The organism is Aeromicrobium sp. (genome assembly GCF_036675695.1).
Taxonomy (GTDB): Bacteria; Actinomycetota; Actinomycetes; order Propionibacteriales; family Nocardioidaceae; genus Aeromicrobium.
Genome location: NZ_JAKFEL010000015.1, coordinates 1 through 26,266 on the forward strand (window position 1 = coordinate 1; position 26,266 = coordinate 26,266).

The 26,266-nt window shown below is 65.5% G+C and carries 22 protein-coding genes; 17 read left to right on the forward strand and 5 right to left on the reverse strand.

Annotated features, from left to right (window positions below; all coding sequences use genetic code 11):
- Positions 1-28: 28 nt before the first annotated feature.
- From V6M39_RS00880 to V6M39_RS00905, 6 genes are all read left to right on the forward strand, one after another.
- A complete protein-coding gene (locus tag V6M39_RS00880; RefSeq protein WP_332641762.1) occupies positions 29-955 on the forward strand; it encodes an ABC transporter permease in 927 nt (308 codons plus the stop codon).
- The gene (locus V6M39_RS00885; protein WP_332641763.1) at positions 948-1,922 is read left to right on the forward strand and encodes an ABC transporter permease; all 975 of its coding nucleotides are present in this window, start codon (positions 948-950) and stop codon (positions 1,920-1,922) included. Before V6M39_RS00880 ends, V6M39_RS00885 begins: the two co-directional genes overlap by 8 nt.
- Complete coding sequence (locus V6M39_RS00890; protein ID WP_332641764.1) at positions 1,919-3,631, forward strand: ABC transporter ATP-binding protein; 1,713 nt, start codon at positions 1,919-1,921, stop codon at positions 3,629-3,631. Before V6M39_RS00885 ends, V6M39_RS00890 begins: the two co-directional genes overlap by 4 nt.
- 82 nt (positions 3,632-3,713) lie before the next feature.
- On the forward strand, positions 3,714-4,364 hold the full coding sequence (locus V6M39_RS00895) for a hypothetical protein (RefSeq protein WP_332641765.1): 651 nt from the start codon (positions 3,714-3,716) through the stop codon (positions 4,362-4,364).
- Positions 4,364-5,872, forward strand: a complete 1,509-nt coding sequence (locus V6M39_RS00900; protein ID WP_332641766.1) for a DNA polymerase Y family protein — start codon at positions 4,364-4,366, stop codon at positions 5,870-5,872. The genes V6M39_RS00895 and V6M39_RS00900 overlap by 1 nt, the downstream gene beginning before the upstream one ends.
- Before the next feature lie 14 nt (positions 5,873-5,886).
- Positions 5,887-9,300, forward strand: a complete 3,414-nt coding sequence (locus tag V6M39_RS00905) for an error-prone DNA polymerase (RefSeq protein ID WP_332641767.1) — start codon at positions 5,887-5,889, stop codon at positions 9,298-9,300.
- Positions 9,301-9,329: 29 nt separating this feature from the next.
- Here V6M39_RS00905 and V6M39_RS00910 read toward each other — a convergent pair whose 3' ends face one another.
- From V6M39_RS00910 to V6M39_RS00920, 3 genes are all read right to left on the reverse strand, one after another.
- Entirely contained in the window at positions 9,330-10,934 is a 1,605-nt protein-coding gene (locus tag V6M39_RS00910; RefSeq protein ID WP_332641768.1) for an MFS transporter, read from the reverse strand.
- Positions 10,931-11,548, reverse strand: a complete 618-nt coding sequence (locus V6M39_RS00915) for a TetR/AcrR family transcriptional regulator (protein WP_332641769.1) — start codon at positions 11,546-11,548, stop codon at positions 10,931-10,933. The genes V6M39_RS00910 and V6M39_RS00915 overlap by 4 nt, the downstream gene beginning before the upstream one ends.
- Positions 11,549-11,651: 103 nt before the next feature.
- Complete coding sequence (locus V6M39_RS00920; protein WP_332641770.1) at positions 11,652-12,821, reverse strand: GNAT family N-acetyltransferase; 1,170 nt, start codon at positions 12,819-12,821, stop codon at positions 11,652-11,654.
- Between the two features lie 106 nt (positions 12,822-12,927).
- On the opposite strand from V6M39_RS00920, the gene V6M39_RS00925 reads away from it, so the two are divergent.
- Genes V6M39_RS00925 through V6M39_RS00945 form a run of 5 tightly spaced genes read left to right on the forward strand, consistent with a single transcriptional unit; the run spans position 12,928 to position 18,381 of the window.
- Entirely contained in the window at positions 12,928-13,620 is a 693-nt protein-coding gene (locus V6M39_RS00925; RefSeq protein WP_332641771.1) for an NUDIX hydrolase, read from the forward strand.
- Positions 13,617-14,894, forward strand: coding sequence for a quinolinate synthase NadA (gene nadA / locus V6M39_RS00930; RefSeq protein ID WP_332641772.1), 1,278 nt, complete (start codon positions 13,617-13,619; stop codon positions 14,892-14,894). Before V6M39_RS00925 ends, nadA begins: the two co-directional genes overlap by 4 nt.
- A gap of 1 nt (position 14,895) precedes the next feature.
- Positions 14,896-16,428, forward strand: a complete 1,533-nt coding sequence (gene nadB, locus V6M39_RS00935; protein ID WP_332641773.1) for an L-aspartate oxidase — start codon at positions 14,896-14,898, stop codon at positions 16,426-16,428.
- Positions 16,421-17,263, forward strand: a complete 843-nt coding sequence (gene nadC, locus V6M39_RS00940; protein ID WP_332641774.1) for a carboxylating nicotinate-nucleotide diphosphorylase — start codon at positions 16,421-16,423, stop codon at positions 17,261-17,263. Before nadB ends, nadC begins: the two co-directional genes overlap by 8 nt.
- Positions 17,260-18,381 (forward strand): cysteine desulfurase family protein, encoded by a 1,122-nt coding sequence (locus tag V6M39_RS00945; RefSeq protein ID WP_332641775.1) that lies wholly within the window; start codon positions 17,260-17,262, stop codon positions 18,379-18,381. Before nadC ends, V6M39_RS00945 begins: the two co-directional genes overlap by 4 nt.
- Here V6M39_RS00945 and V6M39_RS00950 read toward each other — a convergent pair.
- Positions 18,378-19,190 (reverse strand): DUF1206 domain-containing protein, encoded by an 813-nt coding sequence (locus V6M39_RS00950; RefSeq protein ID WP_332641776.1) that lies wholly within the window; start codon positions 19,188-19,190, stop codon positions 18,378-18,380. The genes V6M39_RS00945 and V6M39_RS00950 overlap by 4 nt on opposite strands.
- A 73-nt stretch (positions 19,191-19,263) precedes the next feature.
- Here V6M39_RS00950 and V6M39_RS00955 point away from each other — a divergent pair, with 73 nt between their 5' ends.
- Genes V6M39_RS00955 through V6M39_RS00965 form a run of 3 tightly spaced genes read left to right on the forward strand, consistent with a single transcriptional unit; the run spans position 19,264 to position 22,522 of the window.
- Complete coding sequence (locus V6M39_RS00955; protein WP_332641777.1) at positions 19,264-20,469, forward strand: cysteine desulfurase family protein; 1,206 nt, start codon at positions 19,264-19,266, stop codon at positions 20,467-20,469.
- Positions 20,466-21,554 carry a tRNA 2-thiouridine(34) synthase MnmA gene (mnmA, locus tag V6M39_RS00960; protein WP_332641778.1) on the forward strand — a complete coding sequence of 363 codons (1,089 nt, stop codon included), beginning with the start codon at positions 20,466-20,468 and terminating at the stop codon, positions 21,552-21,554. The genes V6M39_RS00955 and mnmA overlap by 4 nt, the downstream gene beginning before the upstream one ends.
- Entirely contained in the window at positions 21,551-22,522 is a 972-nt protein-coding gene (locus V6M39_RS00965) for a methionine synthase (RefSeq protein ID WP_332641779.1), read from the forward strand. The genes mnmA and V6M39_RS00965 overlap by 4 nt, the downstream gene beginning before the upstream one ends.
- On the opposite strand, the gene V6M39_RS00970 is transcribed toward V6M39_RS00965, so the two are convergent.
- Complete coding sequence (locus V6M39_RS00970; protein ID WP_332641780.1) at positions 22,519-22,689, reverse strand: hypothetical protein; 171 nt, start codon at positions 22,687-22,689, stop codon at positions 22,519-22,521. The two genes, V6M39_RS00965 and V6M39_RS00970, sit on opposite strands and share 4 nt — an antisense overlap.
- 69 nt (positions 22,690-22,758) lie before the next feature.
- Here V6M39_RS00970 and ligA point away from each other — a divergent pair, with 69 nt between their 5' ends.
- The 3 genes from ligA (at position 22,759) to V6M39_RS00985 (ending at position 25,975) form a co-directional block, all read left to right on the forward strand.
- Positions 22,759-24,831 carry an NAD-dependent DNA ligase LigA gene (gene ligA, locus V6M39_RS00975; protein ID WP_332641781.1) on the forward strand — a complete coding sequence of 691 codons (2,073 nt, stop codon included), beginning with the start codon at positions 22,759-22,761 and terminating at the stop codon, positions 24,829-24,831.
- Positions 24,824-25,069: a DUF1272 domain-containing protein gene (locus tag V6M39_RS00980; RefSeq protein ID WP_332641782.1), complete on the forward strand. Its 246-nt coding sequence runs from the start codon at positions 24,824-24,826 to the stop codon at positions 25,067-25,069. Before ligA ends, V6M39_RS00980 begins: the two co-directional genes overlap by 8 nt.
- A gap of 93 nt (positions 25,070-25,162) precedes the next feature.
- Complete coding sequence (locus V6M39_RS00985) at positions 25,163-25,975, forward strand: pseudouridine synthase (RefSeq protein ID WP_332641783.1); 813 nt, start codon at positions 25,163-25,165, stop codon at positions 25,973-25,975.
- The last annotated feature ends 291 nt before the right edge of the window (positions 25,976-26,266 follow it).

Consider the following 26,266-nt stretch of genomic DNA (forward strand, 5'->3'; position numbering starts at 1 on the left):
CCTTCCACGGACTCAAGGAGGCCAACCCATGTGGTGGTACGTCGCCAAGCGGTTGTTGCAAACCATTCCAGTATTTCTGGGCGCCACGCTGATCCTCTTCATCTTGTTGAAGCTGCGACCGGGCGACCCAATCCTCAACCTGGCCGGCAACAAGCCGGTCTCCCAAGAAGTACGCGACGCGCTCGCCGCGCAGTACCACCTCGACGACCCGTTGTTTGTCCAGTGGTTCCAGTTCGCCAAGAACGCCCTGACCTTCAATTTCGGTGAGACCTTCGCCGGCCAGCCGGTCTTCGAGCTGATCAAGCAGACCTTCCCGGTCACCGTTGTCCTCGCCATCATGGCCCTGACAATCGACGCAGTCCTCGGCATCGTCATCGGTACGTTTGCGGGCCTTCGCCGCAACGGCTGGTTCGACTCGAGCGCACTTGTCGTCTCGCTCCTCCTGATCTCCGTCCCCATCTTCGTGGTCGGCTTCGTGATGCAGCTCGTCTTCGGCGTCAAGCTGGGATGGACCTCGCCCACGGTCGGCAGTGACTGGACCATTGGTGATCTGCTTCTGCCGGCGATCGTGCTGGCCATCGCCAACTTCGCCTACACGATCCGCCTGACGCGTACGTCAGTCGCCGAGAACCTCAGCGCCGATCATGTGCGTACGGCTCGCGCCAAAGGACTTTCGGAGCGCCTGGTCATCCGCAACCACGTGCTCCGAAATTCGCTGGTACCTGTGGTGACCTACATCGGCATCAACCTCGGTTCGCTGATGGCGGGCGCCATCATCACCGAGACAATCTTCAATGTCCCCGGTATCGGCAACTCGGCGTACGTCGCGATCCAGAAGGGCGAGACGTCGACGGTCGTGGCCATCGTGACGTTCATGGTCATGATCTACGTGCTGATGAGCCTGCTGGTCGACCTGATCTATGCACTACTCGACCCGAGGATCCGCTATGTCTGAGACACGATTGGGTCAGGAGCGATTCGTCGCGCCGATCGAAGAGACCCCACTCCGAGCCATTGACGCAGTCAACGTCGATGAGGTGCCCGAGAACCAGTGGAAAGAAGCCTGGAAGCGTCTGCGGACGTCCGTCCTGTTCTGGTTCGCCGTCGCCATTCTCACGGTGATCGCGGCAATGATCTTCCTTCCTGGTTTGTTCACCGACGTTCCTCCTGACGCCAAGGGCAAGCTGGAAAACAGCTTCGCTCCGGCGAGCGAGGGCCACCCTTTCGGGTTCAACCTGCAAGGTGAAGATGTGTGGGCCAATGCGGTCTACGGCGCGCGTGCCTCGGTCGCCGTCGGAGTACTAACGACCATCATCACGGCCCTCCTCGGCATGGTGACGGGCGCCATCGCCGGCTTCTACGGGGGTCTCTTCGACTCCCTGATCTCGCGATTCAGCGACATCTTCTTTTCGATCCCGCTGCTGCTCGCGGCGATCGTCGTCATCTCGGTGCTCAACAACATCTGGCCCGATCGCGGGTTCTGGGGCTCAGTCCTGGTGGTGGTGATGGCTCTTGCGTTGTTTGCCTGGCCACAGATCACTCGCCAGATGCGAGGAGCGGTGCTGGAGATCAAGAACCTCGAGTTCGTCGATGCCGCCACGGCGATCGGCGCATCGAGGATGAAGAACTTGCGCCGCCACATCGTCCCGAATGCGCTGGCACCCGTCATCGTGACGGCGACGATCTCACTGGGTGTGTTCATCGTCGCCGAGGCGTCGCTGTCATTCCTGGGCCTTGGCCTTCCGCAGGGCGTAGCTTCCTGGGGCAATGACCTGTCGGATGCTCAGCTGCAGGTGCGTTCCGGCCAGCACCTCAACGTCATGTACGTGCCAGCGGCTGCTCTGGCACTCACCGTCCTTGGTTTCATCCTGCTGGGTGAAGCCGTGCGCGAGGCGCTCGACCCGAAGGCGAGGAAGAAGTGAACACCTCCACACCCCTCCTCCAGATCGAAAACCTGAGCGTCGGCTTCCGCGCCGGCAAGGAGATCCTGACGGCCGTCGACCAGGCCAACCTGACGATCTACCCGGGTCAGACCATCGCGATCGTCGGTGAGTCCGGTTCGGGCAAGTCGACTCTCGCGCACGCCGTGATCGGGCTGCTGCCCGGCACCGGCAAGGTGACCGGCGGTGCCATCAAGTTCGACGGCACCGACATCAGCCAGGCAGGCAAGGGACAGATCCTTGCGCTGCGCGGATCGTCGATCGGTCTCGTGCCGCAGGACCCGATGTCCAACCTCAACCCGTTGTGGCGCGTCGGCTCGCAGATCAAGGAAGCTCTGGTTGCCAACGGCATTGCCACCGGTGATGCTGCCGACAAGCGTGTTGTCGAGCTGCTCGAGGAAGCTGGTCTGCCGGACGCCGAGCGTCGTGCACGTCAGTACCCCCACGAGTTCTCCGGTGGTATGCGTCAGCGCGCCCTGATCGCGATGGGTCTTGCTGCTCGACCGAAGCTGCTGATCGCCGACGAGCCGACCTCGGCTCTCGACGTGACGGTTCAGAAACAGATCCTCGATCACCTCGACAAGCTGACGGATGACCTCGGTGTCGCGGTCATGCTGATCACCCACGACCTCGGCCTTGCCGCGGAGCGTGCCGATCACCTGGTCGTGATGTACCGCGGCCGAGTCGTCGAGTCGGGTCCGGCTCGAGCGATTCTGCAGAACCCCGAGCACCCTTACACCCAGCGTCTTGTCGCGAAGGCGCCGTCGCTGGCATCCCAGCGGTTGTCGTCCATCAAGGCGCGTGCTGAAGTGCGTGAGCAGGCGGTGCAGACGGCCGCGGAGATCGCCGCGGAGATCGCACACAGCGAGGCCGAGTTCGGCGAGGGCGAGTCCGACATCATCGTGGTCGAGAACCTGACCAAGGTGTTCTCGTTGCGTGGTGCCAAGCCCTGGCAGAAGATCCCGTTCGCGGCCGTCGACGATGTGTCGTTCAAGCTCAAGCGTGGTACGACAACGGCGATCGTGGGGGAGTCCGGTTCGGGCAAGTCGACGGTTGCGCGTATGGTGCTCGACTTGTTGCCGCCGACGTCGGGCAATGTGCTGTTCGACGGTCACAACCTGCGTGAGCTCAAGACCAAGAAAGAGCGGCTGCGTCTGCGTCGCCAGATGCAGCCGGTGTTCCAGAACCCGTACGCATCGCTCGACCCGCTCTACTCGATCTACAAGTCGATCGAGGAACCGCTGCGTACTCACGACATCGGCTCCGGCAAGCAGCGTGAGGCCCGCGTACGCGATCTGCTCGATCGGGTTTCGCTGCCAACGACGGTGATGTCGCGCTACCCGGGCGAGCTGTCGGGTGGTCAGCGTCAGCGCGTTGCAATTGCACGTGCTCTGGCTCTTGAGCCGGAGGTCGTGATCTGCGATGAGGCTGTCTCTGCGCTCGATGTGTTGGTGCAGGCCCAGATCCTGGAGCTGCTCAACGACCTGCAGGCCGAGCTTGGTCTGAGCTACCTGTTCATCACACATGACCTGGCGGTCGTACGTCAGATTGCTGACAACGTGCTGGTGATGCAGGACGGCAAGGTCGTGGAGTCTGCCTCGGTCACCGAGGTGTTCGACAACCCGCGCGAGGCCTACACGCGCAAGTTGTTGGATGCCATCCCCGGTGCCTCGATCGAGCTGGGTCGCTAGTCCTCTTCATCAACCCGCTGGAGTGACGAACTAGTCATTTCGGCGGGTTGATCTATTCGAACAGATGTTCGAAGATGGATGAATGACGGTCGCCATCTCACCCAACCTCAGCGAGCTGCGCGAACGGGTCAACCAGATGCAGGGTCGACCTGCTTCGCAACCCGTATCGACACATCCTGCGCTCGCCGGTCTGCTGCAATTGCAGACCGGAGCGAGCTATGGAGTCGACTCGGCGAGTCTGGCAATTGCACTGATGGCCGGCCCCTCGGCCGATGGTGCCTGGTGCGGGATCGTCGGGTCGGCAGAGCTGGGCCTCGAGGCTGCGGCGGCGGCTGGTGTCGAGCTGCGCCGTACGATCCTGGTCCCCGATCCGGGTGACGCCTGGCTCGAGGTCACCGCTGCGCTGATCGACGTCCTGGGTGTCGTGGTCCTGCGGGCGCCCTCCCACGTCTCCGACGGAGAGGTGGCTCGGCTCAGTGCCCGGCTGCGCCAGCGTGGCGCAATCCTCATCGCCTGGGGTGACTGGCCGCGATGCGAGGCGCGACTAACGATGCGCGACGCGCAGTGGGGCGGGTTGGGGCAAGGTCATGGCCACCTGCAGGCGCGGCAGGTGACGGTCGATGTGCAGCGTGGCACCGCACCTGCCCGGTCGGGTCGGCTCTGGCTGCCTGACACCGATCTCGCGATCCGCCGGGTCGACGAACAGCCCGCTGTGCTGCGGAGCGTCAGCTGATGGGTAGGACCATGGTGATGTGGGCGCCGGACTGGCCGATCGTCGCAGCAGACCTGCCGCCGTCGCAGCCTGCTGCGGTGCTCGACAAGGGTCAGGTGTTGGCCTGCTCCCAGGCGGCACGGGCCGAGGGCGTACGTCGTGGCATGCGTCGCCGCGATGCCCAGTCGCGCTGCCCTGACCTGGTGCTGCACGACTACAACGCCGATGCGGATGCACGCGGATTTGAAGCGGTGCTCACCGCGATCGAGGCGCTGAGTCCCGGCGTTGCCCCACTGCGACCGGGATTGTGTGCGTTGCGGGTGCCGAGCCGCTTCTACGGCGGGGAGGCCGAGGCGGCGGCGGTCATCGCGGAGCGGCTGGTCGGCATCGGCGTGTGGGACGTACGCATTGGCATCGCCGACGGATTGTTCGCTGCTGAGCTGGCCGCTCGTCGAGCATTGGCGCAGGACAGCCTCGCGATCCCGCGGGGTGGCTCGGCGCACTTCCTGCGCGATCTGCCGATCGACGCCTTGGGTGACGCAGATCTAGTCGGGTTGCTGCGGCGTATGGGGATGCAGACCCTCGGCGACTTCGCCGGTTTGCCGGTTGCTGACGTGCATACGAGATTTGGCACGCATGGGGAGCTGCTGCACAGGCTGGCTCGCGGACTGGACCCGCTGCCGGTCGGCAGCCGGCAGGTGCCACCCGAGTTCGACGCGACCCTGCTGCTGGAGCCACCCCTCGAGCTGATCGAGCCGATCGGGTTCAGTCTGCGCACGACTGCTGAAGGCTTCGTCAAAGATCTGGCTGCCCACGGGCTGGTCTGCACGACAGTGCTGATCGAGGTTGACGCCGATGGCTCGCTGGCGACGGCGCGGCGCTGGATGCATCCGCGCTGGTTCGGTGCCACCGACCTGATCGACCGGGTGCGTTGGCAATTGCAGGCCGATGGCGCCGTACGCGCACCGGTCGACGCCGTACGCCTCATCCCCGAGGTCACCGAGCCGCTCGGCGATCACGCAGACAGCTTGTTCGGCGGTGGACCCGATGAGCGCGTCGAGCGAGGGGTGGCACGAGTGCAGAGCATCGTCGGCCACGAGTCGGTGGTGTCGGCATCCGTACAAGGCGGGCGTGGTCCTGCCGATCGGCGGCTGCTGGTGCCGTGGGGCGAACGCGCCGTGGCCAAGCGTCCTGCGGGACTGCCGTGGCCGGGCAGCCTGCCACCTCCAGCGCCGGCAACCGTCTACACCGAGCCGCAGGAGGCCGTGGTCGTCGGCGCCGAAGGGCAGCCGATCGGGGTCACCGGTCGGGGGGTGATCACGGGAGAGCCGGCCCGGTTCAGGGCAGCCGTCGGCAGCGACTGGCAGCCCGTGGCGTCGTGGGCTGGCCCGTGGCCGGTCGACGAGCAGTGGTGGGACGAGGCCTCGTCGCGCCGACTGGCCCGCTTCCAGGTCGTCGGCGTCGACGGCAGCGCCTGGCTGATGCTCGTCGAGAACGGCACCTGGTGGACAGAGGCACGTTATGACTGACGCGGGCCGCTGAGATGGGCTGGTCCAATCCGGACATGCCGTGGCGGGAGCTGGAGCGGCGGCTCTCGGGCCGTACGGTGCCCGGCGATCGCCCCGTTCCGGACGGCGGTGACGGACCAGGGTTCTCGCGCAAGCGCCCGACATACGAGCCCGTCGAGCAGGTGCGCCGGCCCGCCGGGATGGTGGTGCCCTATGCCGAGCTGCACTGTCACAGCAACTTCAGCTTCCTCGACGGTGCTAGCGGTCCTGATGCGCTGGTCGAGGAGGCGATCAGTCTTGGACTGCACGGTCTGGCGATCACCGACCACAACGGCTTCTACGGGGCGCCGCTGTTCGCCGAGATCGCCCAGAAGTACGAGTCCGAGCAACTTCTGACGGTCTATGGGGCTGAGCTCTCGCTGGGGCTGAGTGGCCCACAGAACGGTGTCGCCGATCCCGAAGGCAGTCATCTGCTGGTGCTCGCTCGGGGTGTCGAGGGCTATCACCGGCTCGCTGGCGCAATGACCGAAGCGCACTTTCGCGGCGATGAGAAGGGCCGTCCGGTCTATGACCTCGACGAGCTCGCCGAGATGGGTCGTGACCACTGGCTGGTGCTGACGGGCTGCCGCAAGGGTTCCGTACGTCAGACACTCGCCGCTGGAGGGCGGGAGGCAGCAGCCAAGGAGCTCGACCGGCTGACGGCGATGTTCGGCCACGACAATGTCGTCGTCGAGCTGATCGATCATGGGTTCCCGGCCGACAGCGCCACCAATGACGCTCTCGCAGACCTTGCCGCCGATCACGGACTGCCGATCGTGGCGACCAACAATGTGCACTACGCCAAGCCGGCAGCCCATCAACTCGCTGCAGCGACGGCAGCTGTACGCGCGCGACGCAGCCTGGCTGACATGGACGGCTGGCTGCCGACGTCGAGCTCGGCCCACCTGCGGTCAGGTGCCGAGATGCAACGGCGGTTTGCCCGCTATCCCGGTGCCGTGCAGCGCAGTGTCACGATCGCCGACGAGGTCGCCTTCGACCTGCGGGCGGCCACACCGCGACTGCCACGCCGCGGCATACCTGAGGGCCACACTGCGATGAGCTGGCTGCGTGAACTGGCTGATCGAGGCATACGTACGCGCTACGCCCACAACATCGACGAGGCGCGTGAACGCATCGAGCGGGAGCTGGCGGTGATCGAGGAGAAGGACTTCCCGGGCTACTTCCTGATCGTCCACGACATCGTCAAGGAAGCGAAGCGGCGCAAGATCCTGTGTCAGGGCAGAGGCTCGTCGGCCAACTCCGCGCTTTGCTACGCGCTGGGCATCACTGCGGTCGACTCGATCTTCTACAACCTGCCCTTCGAACGCTTCCTCGCCACGACGCGCGAGGAGGAGCCGGACATCGACGTCGACTTCGACTCGGCTCGCCGCGAAGAAGTCATCCAATGGGTCTACGAGACCTACGGACGACACAATGCGGCCCAGGTCGCCAATGTCATCAGCTATCGACCGCGCTCGGCGGTCCGTGATGCCGCCAAGGCGCTCGGCTACTCGACGGGTCAGCAGGATGCGTGGTCCAAGCAGATCGACGGGTGGAGCTCGATCTCGGCTGGCGAGACCTCTGAGGTGCCGAAGCAGGTCGTCGACCTGGCCAACCAGCTGATCAAGGCTCCTCGCCATCTCGGCATCCACTCGGGCGGGATGATCCTGACCGAGCGCCCCATCGGCGAGGTGTGCCCCATCGAGCGCGGCCGTATGAAGGACCGCACGGTGCTGCAGTGGGACAAGGACGCGTGCGAGTGGATGGGACTGGTCAAGTTCGATCTGCTCGGCCTCGGCATGCTCGGCGCGCTCAACCACACCCTCGAGATCGTCGCCGAGCACCTGGGGGAGGAGCTGACGCTCGACACGATCCCCAAGGAGGAGGCGGCGGTCTACGACATGTTGTGCCGGGCCGACTCGATCGGCGTGTTCCAGGTCGAGAGCCGCGCCCAGATCGGCACGCTCCCACGACTGCAACCGCGTTCCTACTACGACCTGGCGATCGAGATCGCGCTGATTCGCCCCGGTCCGATCCAGGGCGGCGCTGTGCACCCCTACATACGTCGGGCCACCGGCAAGGAAGAGGTGACCTACCCCCACCCGATCCTCGAGCCGGTGCTGGAGCGCACCAAAGGTGTGCCGCTGTTCCAGGAGCAGCTGATGCAGATGGCGATCGCGATCGGTGACTGCACGGGAGATGAGGCCGACCTGCTGCGTCGGGCGATGGGTTCGAAGCGGGGCATCGAGCGCATCGAGTCGCTGCGCGAGAAGCTCTACGAAGGTATGGCGAGGCATGGGCTCAGCGAGGAAGAGTCAGACGTGATCTATCTGAAGATCCAGTCCTTCGCCAACTTCGGCTTCGCCGAGAGCCACGCGCTGAGCTTTGCGCTGCTGGTCTATGCCAGCTCGTGGCTCAAGCTGCACTATCCGGGCGCGTTCCTCGCGGCGCTGCTGCGCAACCAGCCGATGGGGTTCTACTCACCGCAGTCGCTGGTGACCGATGCCCGCCACCACGGGGTGAAGGTGCTGCGTCCTGACATCGTGCACTCCAAAGCCGTCGCCGATCTTGAGTTCGGTGCAGATGGGCCACGGGGTCAGGATTCGTGCTTGGACCGTGAGCAGGCACCGGTGCCGCGGTTCGTACGCGGCACGTCTGATCCGACGCCGGAGCATCGTCGCGATGGTGCCTTCGCCGTACGCCTTGGGCTCGACGAGGTGCAGGGACTCGGCACCGAGGTCGCCGAGCGCATCGTCGCCGTACGCGCCGAGCGTCCCTTTGCAGACATGGCCGATGTCGCGCGTCGGGCGGAGCTGACCGTTGCACAGATGGAGTCACTGGCGACGGCGGGAGCCTTCGACGGTTTTGGTATCAGTCGACGACAGGCGATCTGGAATGCCGGCTACGCCGAACGTTCCGACCAGCTCGAGGGCACCTCGGTCACCTTGCCGCCACCGACGCTGCCCGGTATGAGTGACGTCGAGCTGACGATGGCCGACCTCTGGGCCACTCGCATCTCACCCGAGACACATCCGATCGAGCACCTCAGACCGCTGCTGGAGAGCGAGGGCATCTACTCCGTTGCGGGTCTTGCCGAGGCGGAGGCAGGTCGCCGGGTCAAGGTGGCTGGCCTCATCACCCACCGACAGCGGCCGGCCACAGCCGTGGGGGTCACGTTCCTCAACATCGAGGACGAGACGGGCATGCTCAACGTCGTGTGCTCGGAGGCGCTGTGGAAGCTCTATCGACGGGTCGGACGCAATGCCGCCGGAATGATCATCCGCGGCAAGCTCGAGCGCTTTGAGGGAGTGACCAACTTGGTGGCTGACAAGCTCGAGCGGATAGAGAGCGTCTACCCGCAGGCCGCTTCAGCCATCCCCGCAAAGCACAGCGGCCGCAACTTCCGGTAGGAAGCTGCGGCCGCAGTGTGTGTGCCAGATCAGACGACGACGCCCTCGGGCACTTCCTCGTCAACCAGCTCGTGGTGCTTGACGTTCAGGAAGATCCAGACGATTGCCGAGGCAACCCAGATCATGAACGCGCCAACCAGGAAGGCCTGCGTCGCACCTGCGGTGAAGGCGCTCTGGCCGACCAGGTCGCTGATGCGCTGCTGCACATCGGCCGACGGTGTCCCGCCTCCGCCGGACATCGAAGCCGAGATGTCCGCAGCCCGCTCGCGGGTGAAGTGAACGGCGATCGTCGAGAGGGCGGCGAGGCCGATGGCGCCACCGACCTGCTGCATCGTGTTGAGCACGCCCGAACCGATACCCGAGTCCTCGTCCGGGATTCCGTGCACGGCGACCAGCATCATCGACACGAACGTCAGACCCATACCGAACGACATCAGGACGACCCATGGAGCAATCGCGGTCCAGTAGTTGATCTCGCCGCCAGCGAATCCTCCATTGGTGGCGAGGCTGACCAGGTTGGCCGGACTGTCATCGACCGTGATGCGCGAGAACGCGTATAGCGCGATACCTGCAAGCACGGTTCCCGTACCAGCGAGCCACCTCGGGTCGACCTTGGCGATCAGCTTCGACGAAATCGTCGCGCCGGCGATCATGCCGAACGTGAACGGCAGGAACGCGAAGCCCGTACGCAGTGAGCTGTAGCCCATCACGTTCTGGACCAGGAGCGACAGGAAGAAGAACATCGCGAACATTGCTGCAGGCGTGATCATCATCGACACGAGCGCCGTTGCGCGGGCCCGGCTGGCGAAGATGCTGAGCGGCAGCAGCGGGTTCTTCACGGTGCGTTCGATCTGTACGAAGGCGACGAGCAGGACCACGGACGCGACCAGCGTCGCGATCGTGACCGAGTCGCCCCAGCCGTAGCGGGAGTCACCAGCGCGCGAGAGTCCGTAGACCAGCGAGGTGAGACCGAGCGTGCCGGATACGGCGCCGGGGATGTCGAGTGCGGTGCGCTGAGGCTCGCTCTCCTTGAGGAATCGCGGAGCGATGAATGCTGCGAACAGGCCGATCGGGACGTTGATCAGGAAGGTCAGGCGCCATCCTTCGAGGCCGCTGATCTCCAGACCGGTGAGCCAGCCGCCAAGGATCAGGCCGATCGCCGCACCGACACCCGAGAGGGCGGCGTACACGGAGAAGGCGCGGTTGCGCTGCGGGCCGGCGGGAAACGTCGTCGAGATCAGCGCGAGGGCCGCGGGCGCAGCCAGAGCGGCGCCGACTCCCTGCAGTCCACGCGAGCCGAGCAGCATCGCCTCGTTCTGGGCGAGACCGCCCAGAGCTGACGCGAACGAGAACAGGACGAGGCCGATCATGAAGATGCGGCGGCGTCCGTAGAGGTCAGCGAGGCGGCCGCCCAGCAGAAGCAGGCCACCGAATGCCAGGGCGTAGCCCGTGACGATCCACTGGAGGTTGTTCTGCGTGATGTCGAGGTCGTGGCCGATGTAGGGGAGTGCGATGTTGGCGATCGTGCTGTCGAGCACGACCATGAGCTGGGCCATGGAGATGACGACGAGCGCCCACCCCAGCTTCTCGTTGGAGGTCGAGGGCTGATCCTCGACTGCGACGGTGGTTGTCATGACTTGTCCTTGGGGGTTGAAGGGCGGAGAACTGCGGGGAGGATCACCTGGTCAATGACCTTGGTTATGGATTCAGTTGTGGCTGGTTGACCCAGGAAGAACTGGCGATGCATGACAATGGCGGCAAGCGCAGGACCGACAATGTCGAGATCGAGGTCGTCGCGGATCTCGCCGCGCACCTCGGCCCGTTCGAACAGGACGCGAGTGGCCTCAACCTTGGGGCCGACGAACAGCTCGCGGAAGCCTTCTGCGAACTCGGCATCGCGAGTCAGCGCGGTGATGACGCTGCCGAATACCGCAAGCGAGCGTGCGTCGGTCAGACCGCCGTGACCGCAGTACGAAGCGATGAGGTCGCCTCTCAACGAGCCGGTCTCGGGTGCTTCGCCGATGGGACCCTTCTGGGAGAGGACTGCCTCGAGAACGAGACTGGCCTTGGTTTCCCAGCGCCGGTAGAGCGTGGCCTTGGATGCACGTGCGGCCGAGGCCACCGCGTCCATCGTCAAGCGGTCATAGCCGACGTCCGCGAGGACGTCGAGCGTTGCTTCGAGAATCTCTTGCTCACGCTCGCCCTCCACACGGGGTCGGGCTGCGGCTGCTGCTTCTGCCGGGGTCATTGCGGCTCCTTGATGGAACGAAACCGTTTCGTTCCATCAGACGGTACGACATCGTTCCATCGCCATGCAAGCCGGTCATGGTGTGACCTGTCGCACAGCCTTCCTAGAAGTAGTCGCGGATGTGCACCTGGCGTCCGCCGAATGCGGCATCGAAGGTCTCGTCATCGGCGATGTCGCCGCCGGTGAGCTGGCTGGTGCTGCGTAGGTTGGCGCACGACTGGGCCCCGGCGTAGAGCGCGGCCAGCCCCTGCGGTGTCAGTTCTCGGGTGTCCTGGTGAGTGGCTGGCTCGCACCGGCCAACACCAGCATTCATTGACAGCATGTGGCTCTCGCCATCGACGCTGAACGGCAGCTCGGCGGTGATCGCCCGTGGGTAGCCGCGAAGCGAGAGAGCCTTGTCGACCTGGAGCACGCGCAGCATGTAGGGCGTCGACGCTGTGACCTGCCAGTGCGAGGTAGGAAGCAGCAGGCGTACGACATCGTCACCAGATGTTCGGATCGTCGTGGTCGGTGCAACTCCGGCAAAGCTCCCGAGCGTGTTGAGGAGAGCCCGGTAGGCCTCGGCCTCTCGGGCGATCAGGTCGAGGACCTCGATCTTCGCGTCCGCCTCGTAGCCCTCGCCTCGGTTCCAGGCCGCGTAGCCGGTGATTGTGCCGGTGCTGTCGACCGCGAGCGTGATGCCGGAGAAAGCAGCGAGCCCATCCGCGTCGACGATGCCGCCCATCGATGGACTGGTCCGAGTCAGTGGCCCGTTCTGTTCGCTGGACCATGCGTCGTAGACGGTGCGGATCGCGGCGAGGTCGTCGATCGTTGCGCGACGTGTGGTGGTCGACGACTGGGGGAGCCCAGTCAGTGCGCTGGTCGGAACGTTCGCGACGATCAGGTCGGTGATCCGCTCATAGCCGAGCCCGCGGTAGATGCGGGGCGCCGTGGGGAAGAGTGCCGAGACGACCGAGCCGCGTTCGATCGCCGAGGTCAGCACGGCGTCGAACAGCGGGCGAACGATGCCACGGCCGCGGTACTCGGCGGTCACGCCGACAAAGGCGACGCCGGCCGTCGGGATGGCGACACCGCCGAACCACGAGTGGAACTCGCGATTGATCGCTTGGGCGACCAGGAGGTCGCCGTCGAAAGCGCCGAACCACTCGCGTCCCTCGCGGGTTGATGAAGGTAGGTCGGCATCGGGCGTCGGGGGGTTGCCGAAGCTCTCGGAGCCGAGGCGCATCGCCTGCTTCATGTCGGAGTCGGTGAGTTGGCGTATGTCGAGATCCACGTGTTCATCGTGCCTCAACCCTGTGACATGAAAACTCGGACTAAAGGTTGACATGACTTTAAGGTCGGGCTTAGAGTCGAGGTGACACTAAGTCAGGAGGCGCGAAATGACGATCGGAATGCAGGTCGATCAGCGGGTATCGCTGGCTGTCTCCACCGTGATCTTCGCGCTGCGGCCGCACCCTTCGACGGGTCTGATGACGCTGTGGTTGCCGCTCGTACGCCGCATCCGCGAACCGTACGAGGGCCAGTGGGCGCTGCCCGGCGGACCGCTCGAAGCGAACGAGGACCTCGCCGCAAGTGCGCGGCACACCCTCGAACGCACGACCGGTCTGACGCCCAACTACCTCGAGCAGCTCTACGCTTTCGGCAGTCTCGACCGCTCGCCCGACGACAGGGTCGTCTCGATCGTCTATTGGGCTCTCGTGCAGCCTGACGAGGTCGCCCGCGCCGTCGACGGCGAGAACGTCGAGTGGTTCGTTGCCGACGAGCTGCCGCCGCTGGCATTCGACCACTCCGAGATCGTTGCGTACGCCTTGGCTCGCCTGCGCGCCAAGATCACCTACACGCCGATCGCGTACGGATTCCTTCCGCCCGAGTTCACGCTCGCGGAGCTGCGCGCGGTGCACGAAGCCGTGCTGCGTACGTCTCTCGACCCCGCCAACTTCCGCCGGCAGGCACTGGCCAGCGACACGCTGGTACCGACGGGCACCTACCTCAAGGGCACCAGCCACCGACCACCTGCGCTGTTCCGATTCACGGCCGGCGCGCCAACACCGCTTCCCGAGGAGCGCAGATGACTTCCGTCCACGACATCATCACCGCCGACCCAGCAGCGAGCTGCGACGTCGAGCTGGTCAAGGGACCGTGGGAGTTCGACACGATCCCGGGCTACGGTCCCGGTTGCTCCGAGGACGACGTCATCCCCGAGCCCGTCGTACGACCGGGCCAGCTGCCCGCCGCGTACCAAAAGATGAGTGACGAGGAGCTCGACTCGCGCATCCGGGCTGCCAAGAAGACGCTCGGCAGCAAGCTCGTGATCCTCGGGCACTTCTACCAGCGTGACGAGGTCATTCAGCACGCTGACTTCGTCGGTGACTCGTTCCAGCTTGCCAATGCAGCACTGACGATGCCCGACGCCGAAGCAATCGTGTTCTGCGGCGTGCACTTCATGGCCGAGACTGCCGACATCTTGGCTCGTCCCGAGCAACACGTGATCCTGCCCAATCTCGCCGCCGGCTGCTCGATGGCCGACATGGCCGATGAGGACACCGTCGAGGCGTGCTGGGAAGAGCTCATGGCGCTGTACGGCGACGCTCCCGGTGAGCACGGCAAGCAGCCGGTCATCCCGGTGACCTACATGAACTCGTCGGCGGCGCTCAAGGCGTTCTGCGGTCGCAACGGCGGAATCGTCTGCACCTCGTCCAATGCCTCGACCGTCCTGGAGTGGGCGTTCGAACGCGGCGAGCGCGTGCTGTTCTTCCCCGACCAGCACCTCGGCCGCAACACCGCCAAGGCGATGGGCATCACGATGGACCAGATGCCGATGTGGAACCCCCGCAAGCCGATGGGCGGTCACTCCGAGCAGGTGCTGCTCGACGCCAAGGTGTTGCTGTGGCACGGCTTCTGCTCGGTGCACAAGCGCTTCACGGTGGGCCAGATCAACAAGGCCCGCGAGGAGTTCCCGGGCGTCAAAGTCATCGTCCACCCCGAGGCGCCCATGCCGGTCGTCGATGCGGCTGACGCGTCGGGCTCGACGGATGCGATCCGCAAGTTCGTCGAGGCGTCGCAGCTTGGCGACACGATCGCGATCGGCACCGAGGTCAACATGGTCAACCGTCTCGCTGCGGAGTACCCCGACCGTACGATCTTCTGCCTCGACCCGGTCGTCTGCCCGTGCTCGACGATGTATCGCATCCATCCCGGCTATCTCGCCTGGACGCTTGACGGTCTGGTCGAGGGCGAGATCCGCAACGAAATCATCGTGCCGGACGAGATCGCGACGGACGCCAAGGTTGCCCTCGAGCGCATGCTTGCCGCGCTGCCCAACACGATCCCCGTGACGGGAGACTGAGATGCCCAGCATCATCGTCGTCGGCAGTGGTGTCGCCGGTATGACAGCTGCCCTCGAGGCGGTCGGCTCATATGACGTCACGCTGCTGACCAAGGCGACGCTTGCGCAGAGCAACACTCGCTACGCGCAGGGTGGCGTGGCGGTCGTCATCGACGCGATGAACGACCCAGGTGCGCCGAAGCTCGGTGACACGATCGAGTCCCATGTCGAGGATACCCTCGTCGCCGGCGCTGGCCTGTCCGACAAGGACGCCGTGAGCATCTTGTGTGCCGAAGGCCCGGCTGCGATGGACGAGCTGATCGAGCGTGGGGTGAAGTTCGATCGTCATGACGGTGAGCTCTCGCACGGACTCGAGGCCGCACACGCGTACTCGCGGATCCTGCACGCCGGCGGCGACGCCACTGGTGCCGGCATCGCCTACGCCTTGATCGATCGCGTGCGTGAGAGCGACATCGACGCACGTGTGCAGACCACCGTCGTCGACCTGGTCGTAGAGGACGGCGTCTGTGTCGGCGTGAAGCTGCTGGGTGGGGAAGAGTTGCGTGCCGATCACGTCGTCTTGGCCACGGGCGGCGCGGGACAGCTTTTTCCCTACTCGACCAATCCCGCGATCGCCACGGCCGACGGCCTCGGCATGGCGCTCCGCGCCGGAGTTGTCGCTGCGGATCTGGAGTTCTACCAGTTCCACCCGACGTCGCTCGATGCGCCGGGCAACTTCCTCGTATCGGAAGCCGTACGCGGTGAGGGCGCCACGCTGATCGACGCCGACGGCAACCGGTTCATGTTCGACGTGCACCCCGACGGCGAGCTCGCCCCGCGTGACGTGGTGGCTCGTGGCATCGCGATGCAGATGGCCAAGCAGCCGGGCAAGCCCGTACGCCTTGATGCGACAGCACTGGGTGCCGAGTTTCTGGCCAAGCGATTCCCCAACATCGATGCGGCCTGCCGTGCGCAGGGCTTCGACTGGGGTGAGGTCCCGATCCCGGTTACGCCTGCGGCTCACTACTACATGGGCGGCATCCGTACAGACGAGTGGGGACGCACGTCGCTGCCCGGTCTGTACGCCGTGGGCGAAGCAGCCTGCAATGGTCTCCACGGTGCCAACAGGCTCGCGTCCAACTCGCTGCTCGAAGGTGCTGTCTACGGCACGCGGGTCATCGAAGGGCTCAAGGATCCGCAGCCAGTCGTCCCGTTCGACGACGAGTGGCCGGCACCAATCGCTGTCGACCTGCTCGACGATCCCGAGGCAGACGATGTCAACCGCACAGACTTGCAGCGACTGATGTGGGATGCCGCGGGTCTGGCACGCAACGGTGACGACCTTGAGGCTGCGATCGCCGAGCTCAAACGCTGCAAGGCGCCGACCGTCAACGACGCCAAGTCGGCGGAGGACGCCAATCTGCTCGTCGTCGCGCGGGCCGTGGTGACGAGCGCTCTGGCCCGCAAGGAGTCACGCGGCGGCCACTACCGGACCGACATCCCCGAGACCGATCCTGCGCAGGCCCGTCACTCCTCGGTGGTTTCCCATGCTTGAACCCCGCCAGATTCAATCGGTCGTCAACATGGCGCTCGAGGAGGACGCGCCGTTCGGCGACCTGACGTCGCAGACGCTTGTACCGGTGACAGCCAAGGCGACGGCCGACCTGGTCGCCCGTGAGCCCGGAGTGTTCGCGGGTGCCGAAGTCTTCGAGATCGCCATGACGACGCTCGACCCGACGGTCACCGTGACGCTTCACGCAGCCGACGGCGATCGGTTCGAGAAGGGTGCTGTGCTTGCCACGGTCAGCGGTCCGGCCCGAGCAGTGCTGCAGTCCGAGCGCGTCGCTCTCAACCTCGTCCAACGTATGACCGGCATCGCCACACTCACCGCGACGTACGTTGATGCCGTCGCAGGGGCGAATGCCCGAGTTGTCGACACCCGCAAGACCACGCCGGGCCTGCGCGCTCTCGAGCGGCACGCCGTACGGTGCGGCGGTGGACACAACCACCGCTACTCGCTGTCCGACGCTGTCATGGCCAAGGACAACCACCTCGCCGTGATCGACGACATCACCGCCGCGCTCGAGCAGGCCAAGGCCGATCTGCCTCACACGACTCACATTGAGGTTGAGGTCGACCGTCTTGAGCAGATCGATGCCGTGCTCGCCTCTGGTGCTGCGCACACGATCATGCTCGACAACTTCTCGCTCGAAGATCTGCGAGCTGGAGTGGAGCAGATCGGTGACCGTGCATTGGTCGAGGCGAGTGGCGGCATCACTCTCGAGACGATCAAGGATGTCGCGGCGACTGGCGTTGACGTCATCTCGGTCGGTGCGCTGACCCACAGCGTTCGCGCCCTCGACCTCGGGTTGGACATCAAGGTCAGTTGATCTACCTAGACGAAGCAGCCACAACACCTCTCTCGCGGGAGGTGCTCGAGGCGATGTGGCCATTTCTATCTACGGAGTACGGCAACCCGTCGAGTCATCACGAGGTCGGCGACGCTGCCCGCCGCGCGCTCGACCAGGCGCGCACTGACATCGCCGAGGTGCTGGGTGCCAAGGCATCCGAGATCACGTTCACGTCCGGCGGCACCGAGTCTGACAATGCTGCGATCAAGGGCATCGCCCTCGCTGCACCGCGGGGCAAGCACGTCATCGTCTCGTCGATCGAGCATCCAGCGGTGCTGGAGTCGGCTGAGTGGCTCGGCCGTATCGGTTACGAGGTGACGGTGCTCGACGTCGATCACGAGGGAGTCGTCGCGCCGGAGACGCTCGAGGCGGCGCTGCGCCCGGACACCACGCTGGTGAGCATCCAGTACGCGAACAACGAGGTCGGCTCGATCCAGCCGATCGCCGAGCTCGCTGCGGTCGCGGGCGACGTACCGTTCCACACCGATGCCGTTCAGGCTGCGGGCTGGCTTGACCTCGATGTCACCAAGCTCGGCGTGCAAGCGATGAGCATCTCGGGGCACAAGATCGGTGCTCCCAAGGGGATCGGTGTGCTCTATGTCCAGCGGCGAACACCGTTCGAGCCGCTGATCCACGGTGGGGGACAAGAGTTCGGACGTCGTTCGGGCACGGAGAACGTTGCCTCTGCTGTCGGCATGTCCACGGCTCTTCGTTCGGCAGGCGGATCGCCGGTCGCCACGATCGCCAAGCGCGATGACTTCATCCGTGAGGTGCTGGCGAAGGTGCCCGGCGCACAGCTCACGGGACATCCGACGCAGCGGCTGCCTGGCAGCGCGTCTTTCGTGTTCCCGGGCACCAGTGGCGAAGCCATTCTCGTGGAGCTCGAGTCGCGCGGCATCGTGTGCTCTAGTGGCTCGGCGTGCGCCGCTGGCAGTGACGAGCCGTCGCACGTACTGACCGCGATGGGCTACGACGCAGAGGTCGCGCAGACGGCCGTACGTTTCACGTTCGGTCGGGCCACCAGACCAGCCGATCTGAGTGCGGCAGCCGAGGATCTTGTCCGCGCCGTCGCTTCCGTCACCGGACGAGGCGCCTAGCGGTCGAGGTGTCGGGCACGGGCGAAGCAGAACAGCCCGTAGCAGGCGAGGCCCACCGCGATCGCGAGCAGCATGTAGGAGCCGTAGGGCTGCTCGAGGATCTTGCGCATCGCCTCGTCGAGACCACCGGACTTGTCCGGGTCGCTCGTCTTGGCAGCCCAGAGGATCAGACCGGAGAAAGCGAGAAGCGCGATGCCCTTGCCGATATAGCCGACTGTGCCGATGCGGACATACGTGTCGCTGAGGTCGCTGCGGTTCGCCTCAGCCGACAGGTGCTCGGTGAACTTGTTCGTGATCCCACTGCGGATCAGTGCTGCAGCCCAGACGGCAATCGCCAGGCCGCCGAGAGCGACGAGGAGCTGGCCCGCGGGTAGACCCAGGATCTTCGCGACGAACGGTTCCGTCCCATCCTTGCCGCCGCCGCCCTGGGCGCCGACCTTCCAGGCGCCGTAGGCAAAGAAGGCGTAGATGCCTGCCTTCACGACAGAGGTGGCTTGTTTGAACGCCCGCTTCCGCCCCTCGCTGCCTCGATGCCCCGCCACAGCATCGATGAGCTGCCAGACCGTGAGCGCGACGAACCCGAATGCCATCACCCACAGCAGCGTCGTCCCCCACGGTTGCTCCTTGACCTGGGCAAGTGCACCGTTCTTGGAGGCCTTGCCCTCGCTCTCGCCGAGGGCGAGGCTGCCGATCAGCCAGGCAAGCAGAAGGTGGACAGCGCCGTACGACACGAGGCCAACACGCACGGCCCAGTCGAACGTCTCGCTGTTGTCGGCCTTGCGGCCCAGATCCTTCACGCTGTCTGCCATCTTGCGACCATAAGGGCGGTCGGGGTTATCGGCGACCGGGAGCTGCGTGCGAGCGACTATCCTTGAAAACGCAATGAGCGCACCCGAACGCACGACGTACCTCGACCACGCGGCAACCACACCGATGGTCCCCGAGGCGATCGCCGTGATGGCCGAAGAACTTGCACGTACGGGCAATGCGTCGTCGCTCCACGCGTCGGGTCGCGCGGCTCGTCGCACCGTTGAGGAAGCCCGCGAGCTGATCGCCGAGCGATTCGGCGCGCGACCCAGCGAAGTCGTGTTCTGCTCGGGCGGCACCGAGGCCAACAACCTCGCGATCAAGGGTCTCTATTGGTCGCGACAGGCGCAGGATCCCTCGCGCAACCGTGTCGTCTTCAGCTCGATCGAGCACCACGCGCTGCTCGACCCCGTCACCTGGCTCGCCAAGCACGAGGGCGCCGAGATCGACATGACTCCGGTCGACGGCGCCGGCCGCATCGTGGTCGACGAGCTTCGAGCCAGTGTTGCCGCCGACCCGTCGCGCGTCGCCGCCATCACGACGATGTGGGCCAACAACGAGATGGGCACAGTGCAGCCGATCGCCGAGGTGGTCGACATCGCCCGTACGTACGACATTCCGGTGCACAGCGATGCCGTGCAGGCGGCTGGCTACCTGCCGCTCGACTTCACGGCCAGCGGACTTGATGCCATGACGATCACGGCGCACAAGCTCGGTGGTCCCGTCGGAGTCGGCGCCTTGCTGATCCGCCGCGACGTCGAGCCGACACCGCTGCTGCACGGTGGCGGTCAGGAGCGCGATCTGCGCTCCGGCACGATCGGTGTCGCGCTGATCGCGGCATTCGCCAAGGCGGTCGACATCACGGTCGGACGCCAGGACGAGACTGTCGATCGCATCGAAAAGCTTCGCCAGCGACTCATCGACGGCATCCGCAATGTCGTGCCCGATGCGATCGTCAACGGCGACCAGCTGCCCGGTCCGGATCACCGATTGCCCAACATCGCGCACGTGACATTCCCAGGTTGCGAGGGCGATGCGATGCTCATGCTGCTCGACGCTCAGGGCATTGAGTGCTCAACGGGTTCGGCGTGCGATGCTGGCGTACCGCAGCCGAGCCACGTACTCCTCGCGATGGGATACGACGACGTCGCCGCTCGAGGATCGCTGCGCTTCAGCCTTGGTCACACCTCTACCGAAGCCGACGTCGACGCCCTGATCGCGGCTCTGCCTGCTGTTCACGAGCGCGCCAAGCGTGCCCACCTCGTACGGAGCGGCTCGTGAGAGTCATCGCAGCCATGTCAGGTGGTGTCGACTCCGCAGTTGCTGCCGCGCGCGCCGTCGACGCCGGCCACGACGTCACCGGCGTACATCTCGCGCTGAGCCGCAATCCGCGCTCGTACCGAACCGGCGCCCGCGGCTGCTGCTCGATCGAGGACGCAGGCGATGCCCGCCGCGCGGCGGACGAGCTCGGCATCCCCTTCTACGTGTGGGACATGAGCGAGGAGTTCGCCGACGAGGTCGTCGACGACTTCATCGCCGAGTACACCGCTGGTCGTACGCCCAATCCGTGTCTGCGCTGCAACGAGAAGATCAAGTTCGCCGCCGTTCTCGACCGCGCGCTGGCGCTCGGCTTCGATGCCGTCGCAACCGGCCATTACGCGCAGCTGCGCACCGCTGATGATGGAACGATCGAGATGCACCGTGCGATCGACATGGGCAAGGACCAGTCGTACGTCCTCGGCGTGCTGACCCAGGACCAGCTGGCGCACTCGTTGTTCCCGCTCGGCGACACGACCAAGGACGTCATCCGTGCTGAGGCTGCAGCGCGGGGGATCCAGGTCGCGCAGAAGCCTGACAGCCACGACATCTGCTTCATCCCCGACGGCGACAACGCGGGTTGGCTCGGCGACAAGCTCGGCGCCAAGCCCGGCACGATCGTTGACGAAGCCGGAGCCGTCGTGGGGGAGCACGAGGGTTCGTACGCGTTCACGATCGGCCAGCGTCGCGGACTGCGCCTCGGCATCCCTGCTGACGACGGCAAGCCGCGCTTCGTCCTCGACATCGAGCCGGTCAGCGGCACGGTCACAGTGGGACCACGCGAGCACCTGAGCGTCGACTTCCTCGAAGCGATCAAGCCGCTCTGGTGTGGTGCGGCCCCGACCGAGTCGCTTGAGTGCACGGTCCAACTGCGAGCGCACGGCGAGGAGCATCGGGCGACGGTTGTCGTGGAAGGTGCTGACGTACGCGTCGAGCTGCACGATCCGGCGAGTGGCATCGCGCCTGGTCAGGCGTGCGTGATCTATGACGGCACACGCGTGGTCGGCTCAGCCACCATCAGCCGTACCGAACGTCGCGTCACCGCGTGAGTCTCGCCACGGGCATCGGCTCGATGCCCGGCACAGACTTCGCGGAGTCGTTCCGCATCGTCCTCGGTGAAGTCGGTGGACTCCCGTACGTTCCCGAGCTCCCGGCCCGCGGTGTGCACGCCGGGATGATCGGTCGCAGCCTTTCCGTACTTGAAGGTATCGAGGCCGATCTGCAACCCGATGGTTGGAGGCTCGGCACGAGCGAAGGCGCCGACCTGCGCCGCGCACGATCGTTGCTGGCGCAGGACCTCGACAGTGCCGAAGAGCTCGCGGCGGGCCACGCCGGGTCCATCAAGATCCAGGTTGCTGGTCCGCTGACGGTCGCGGCGATGGTGGAGCGCCCGCGTGGCGACAAGATGCTCGCGGACCACGGTGCTCGTCGCGAGATCGCTGAGTCTCTGGCGGAGGGTCTTCGTACGCATGTGCTGGACGTGCGGCGACGCTTCGACAACGCCGAGCTGGTCGTGCAGATCGACGAGCCGTCGATCGTCGCTGTCATGACCGGCGGCATACCCACGGCGAGCGGATTCGGTAGGCACCGCAGCGTTCAGCCGCCCGAGGCGGACGAGCTGCTGCGCATGATCACCTCGTCGATCACGGATGCCGGGGCTCGGCCGGTTGTGCACTCGTGCGCGCCCGATGTGCCAGTCGCATTGCTCGCCGGCGCAGGGTTCACGGCCATCTCGTTCGATCTCGGACTGGCCAAGCCCGAAGATGCATGGGCCGAGGCATTCGAGTCCGGTGTCGACCTGTGGGTGGGCGCCGTGCCGTCGCTCGATGCGCGCGTCAACGACGCCGACCTCGCCGGACGGATTGGTACGTTCTTCGGCCAGCTCGGCTTCGACGGCGAGACGTACGCGGACCGGCTCGTCGTGACTCCGACCTGTGGCATGGCCGGCGCCTCACCCGCGTGGGCCCGCAAGGCGCTCGCCACCGCGCAGAGTGTCGCCGCCCGGCTCGACGCCTAGCGACGCCTCCAACCGAGCCGTACGGCTGCGAGGCCCGCGAACAAGACAGCGACACCGCCGATGATCCTGGCCGTGCTCTTGCCATCCGTTGACCAGACCCCGGTGAGCATCACCCCGGCGACGACGAGGATCGCGCCGAGCACGACGAGTGGCATCTTCTGGCCCATGGTGTTTGGTCCCTCCGTTGGCATGGTTGCCCTACAGCGAGTGTCACCGCTGGGCGATAAAGTCGCATCATGGCGACCGACGACGAGCTGCGGCAGCGACACAAGGAGCTTGCCGAGGTCATCGAGGAGCATCGTCAGCGCTACCACCGCGACGACGCCCCGACGATCTCCGATGGCCAATACGACGCGATGATCCGCGAGCTCCAGGATCTCGAGGAGCAGCTGCCCGAGCTACGTACGCCCGACTCGCCGACGCAGCAGGTCGGCGGCATGATTTCGTCGACCTTCGAGGCCTACGAACACCGCGAACGGCTGATGAGTCTCGACAACGCGTTCAGCATCCCCGAGCTCGAGGCCTGGCATGCGCGCATCCTGCGCGAGGGCGTCGACAACGCCGAGTTCCTCTGCGAGCTCAAGGTCGACGGGCTCGCGATCTCGCTCACCTATGAGGAGGGGGTGCTGACCCGCGGCGTCACTCGCGGTGACGGTCGAGTCGGCGAAGACGTCACCAACAACGTCCGCACGATCGGCGTCATCCCGCACAGGCTCAAGGCCTCCAAGACTCACCCGACTCCGGCATACGTCGAGGTGCGCGGTGAGGTGTTCTTCCCAACCGAGGCGTTCGAGGAGTTCAACACGGCGTGGGGCGAGGCCGGCAACACACCGTTCTCCAACCCCCGCAACGCTGCGGCGGGCACCCTTCGCATGAAGGACGCATCCGTCACGGCAAGCCGCCCGCTGTCGATGGTGTGCCACGGCATCGGCTATCGCGAGGGATTCACGCCACAGCGGCAGAGCGATGCCTATGAAGCACTCAAGGCCTGGGGTCTGCCCACGAGTGATCGTTTCAAGGTGCTGCCTGACCTCAAGGAGGTCGAGGAGTTCATCGACTACTACGGCGAGCACCGCCACGACGTCATCCACGAGATCGACGGTGTGGTGGTCAAGGTCGACCAGGTCGATCTGCAGGGCCGACTCGGCTCGACGTCACGGGCGCCACGCTGGGCGATCGCGTGGAAGTACCCGCCCGAGGAGGTCAACACCCGACTGCTCGACATCCGGGTCAACGTTGGTCGCACCGGACGCGTCACCCCCTACGGCGTCATGGAGCCCATTCGGGTCGCCGGGTCGACCGTCGAGATGGCCACGCTGCACAACCAGCACGAGGTCAAGCGCAAGGGCGTCCTGATCGGCGACATGGTCGTGCTCCGCAAGGCAGGTGATGTCATCCCCGAGATCGTCGGCCCCGTCGTCGCGTTGCGCAATGGCACCGAGCGTGAGTTCGTCATGCCGACCAACTGCCCGGCGTGTGGCACCAAGCTGGCGCCGTCGCGCGAAGGTGACAAGGACATCCGATGCCCCAACACCCGCTCGTGCCCCTCGCAGCTGCGTGAGCGGTTGACCCACGTTGGTGGGCGCGGAGCGTTCGACATCGAGGTGTTCGGCTGGGAAGGCGCGGTCGCGCTGCTCGATGCCGGCGTGCTGGAGGACGAGGGCGGGCTGTTCAGTCTTGACGAAGCCCAGCTCCTCAAGGTCCCGCTCTACACGCGTGCCGCCAAGAAGGGCGAAGAAGGCGACCGGGTGCTCAGCGCCAACGGCCTCGCGCTGCTCGACAACCTCGAGAAGGCCAAGACCCAACCGCTGTGGCGCGTATTGGTGGCTTTGTCGATCCGCCACGTCGGACCCACGGCAGCCCGAGCACTGGCGACCCATTTTGCGTCGATGGACGCGATCCGCAAGGCGTCTGTCGCCGAACTGGCTTCGGTCGACGGGGTCGGCCCGACCATTGCCGAGGCAGCAGCCGAGTGGTTCACGGTTGACTGGCACCAGGGCATCGTCGACCAGTGGAAGGCTGCCGGCGTACGTATGGAGGACGAGCGCGACGAGTCGATCGCGCGCACGCTCGAAGGCCTGACCATCGTGGTGACGGGGTCGCTCGAGCGGTTCACCCGCGACTCCGTCAAGGAAGCGATCATCGCTCGCGGTGGCAAGGCTTCCGGCTCGGTGTCCAAGAAGACCGACTTCGTCGTCGTCGGCGAGAACGCTGGATCAAAGGCCGACAAGGCCGAGGAGCTCGGCCGCCCGATCCTCAACGAAGAAGGCTTCGAGAGGCTCCTCGCCGAGGGTCCACCCAATGCTTGAGATCAGGCCCAACTGCGAACGCTGCAACGTCGACCTCGATCCGATGTCGACCGACGTGATGATCTGCACCTACGAATGCACGTGGTGCCGCGACTGCGCCGCGGTGCTCGGTGTCTGTCCCAACTGCGGTGGCGAGATGGCGCAGCGACCTCGGCCGTCAGCCGCGCGGATGGCGAAGGATCCGCCGTCGACCATCAGGGTGTTCAACCCTGACTTGATGGCCCCCGAGAGCGACTGAGTGCCTCCTCGTTCACCGCTGCCACCTAGACATGGGCTCGGTGCGGCATGGCTGCGTACACCTGACCGTTCGCCGGATGTCCCGTGGAAGACGATGGGCGAGTGGCTGCGTCATCGCCTGCCGGAGCGAGTCGACATCGACGGAATGCTCGCTGACCTGCGCTTCGTCTACGACGACGGCAAGCCGGTCGCCGAGGAGCATCCGTACGAGCCGCATACCTTCGTGTGGTTTCATCGCGATCTGGTCGATGAGGTCGAAGTCCCGGGTGAGATCCACATCGTTCACCGGGACGAGCGGCTGATCGTCGTCGACAAGCCCGCGTTCCTGTCATCGATCCCGCGCGGACGCCACGTGCGTCAAAGCGTCGTCGTACGCCTGCGTGACGAGCTCGACCTGCCCGAGCTCTCGCCGCTGCACCGCCTGGACCGTGTGACGTCTGGCCTGCTGATGCTGGCGACCGAGCGGCGCTGGCGGGGGAGCTATCAAACCCTGTTCCAGGACAACCAGGTCACCAAGACCTACAAGGCGTTGGCGCCGATTCGCGAGGATCTCGAGCTCCCCGTCACGGTCGCGAACCACATCGTGAAGCGCCGAGGTTCATGGCAGGTCGAGGTTGTTTCGGGCGCCGAGGTCAACGCCGAGACGTTGATCGAGCTGGAGTCTGGGGCCGACGGCTTGGGCGTCTATCGGCTCACGCCTCGCACCGGTCGTACCCATCAGCTCCGTAGGCACCTCAATGACCTTGGTATCCCGATCGTCAACGACCCGCTTTACCCAACCGTGCAGGACATCAAGGTCGACGACTTCGACCACCCGCTGCAGCTGCTCGCGGCCGAGCTGTCGTTCACCGACCCATTCGATGGTTCAGCTCGTGAGTTCCGGTCAGTTCGCGACCTACCGCTGTAGCGCACGAAGAGCGGGCAAATAGGAGGGGAGTGGGCCTGTTTGGGTCCACAACCAAACCTTCGAAATTCACTGTCCACAGAATGATCTTCGCCAATATTTGTTGTCGGTGGTGCGTTCTAGGTTGGAAGTATGTTCACCGAAGTCGCCACCGAGGACGTGCTGAGGGTCGTCCGCGCTCACGATTTCGAGGCTGAATCAGAGCTCAAGTTTGGTGCTGCGCGCATTGACGCGATCGTGGCGTTGGAGCGGCTGAATCGAGCGACCCAGGCTGAGATGGTTGCCCAGATCGCG

Bases quoted from the DNA above. Each gene is read 5' to 3' on its own strand.
- V6M39_RS00885 (WP_332641763.1), top strand. From the start codon at position 948: ATGTCTGAGACACGATTGGGTCAGGAGCGATTCGTCGCGCCGATCGAA.
- ligA (WP_332641781.1), top strand. From the start codon at position 22,759: ATGGCGACCGACGACGAGCTGCGGCAGCGACACAAGGAGCTTGCCGAG.
- V6M39_RS00915 (WP_332641769.1), bottom strand. From the start codon at position 11,548: ATGACCCCGGCAGAAGCAGCAGCCGCAGCCCGACCCCGTGTGGAGGGC.
- V6M39_RS00910 (WP_332641768.1), bottom strand. From the start codon at position 10,934: ATGACAACCACCGTCGCAGTCGAGGATCAGCCCTCGACCTCCAACGAG.
- V6M39_RS00925 (WP_332641771.1), top strand. From the start codon at position 12,928: ATGACGATCGGAATGCAGGTCGATCAGCGGGTATCGCTGGCTGTCTCC.
- V6M39_RS00980 (WP_332641782.1), top strand. From the start codon at position 24,824: ATGCTTGAGATCAGGCCCAACTGCGAACGCTGCAACGTCGACCTCGAT.
- V6M39_RS00950 (WP_332641776.1), bottom strand. From the start codon at position 19,190: ATGGCAGACAGCGTGAAGGATCTGGGCCGCAAGGCCGACAACAGCGAG.
- V6M39_RS00900 (WP_332641766.1), top strand. From the start codon at position 4,364: ATGGGTAGGACCATGGTGATGTGGGCGCCGGACTGGCCGATCGTCGCA.
- V6M39_RS00955 (WP_332641777.1), top strand. From the start codon at position 19,264: ATGAGCGCACCCGAACGCACGACGTACCTCGACCACGCGGCAACCACA.
- V6M39_RS00895 (WP_332641765.1), top strand. From the start codon at position 3,714: ATGACGGTCGCCATCTCACCCAACCTCAGCGAGCTGCGCGAACGGGTC.
- nadA (WP_332641772.1), top strand. From the start codon at position 13,617: ATGACTTCCGTCCACGACATCATCACCGCCGACCCAGCAGCGAGCTGC.
- nadB (WP_332641773.1), top strand. From the start codon at position 14,896: ATGCCCAGCATCATCGTCGTCGGCAGTGGTGTCGCCGGTATGACAGCT.
- nadC (WP_332641774.1), top strand. From the start codon at position 16,421: ATGCTTGAACCCCGCCAGATTCAATCGGTCGTCAACATGGCGCTCGAG.
- V6M39_RS00970 (WP_332641780.1), bottom strand. From the start codon at position 22,689: ATGGGCCAGAAGATGCCACTCGTCGTGCTCGGCGCGATCCTCGTCGTC.
- V6M39_RS00880 (WP_332641762.1), top strand. From the start codon at position 29: ATGTGGTGGTACGTCGCCAAGCGGTTGTTGCAAACCATTCCAGTATTT.
- V6M39_RS00985 (WP_332641783.1), top strand. From the start codon at position 25,163: ATGGGCGAGTGGCTGCGTCATCGCCTGCCGGAGCGAGTCGACATCGAC.
- V6M39_RS00905 (WP_332641767.1), top strand. From the start codon at position 5,887: ATGGGCTGGTCCAATCCGGACATGCCGTGGCGGGAGCTGGAGCGGCGG.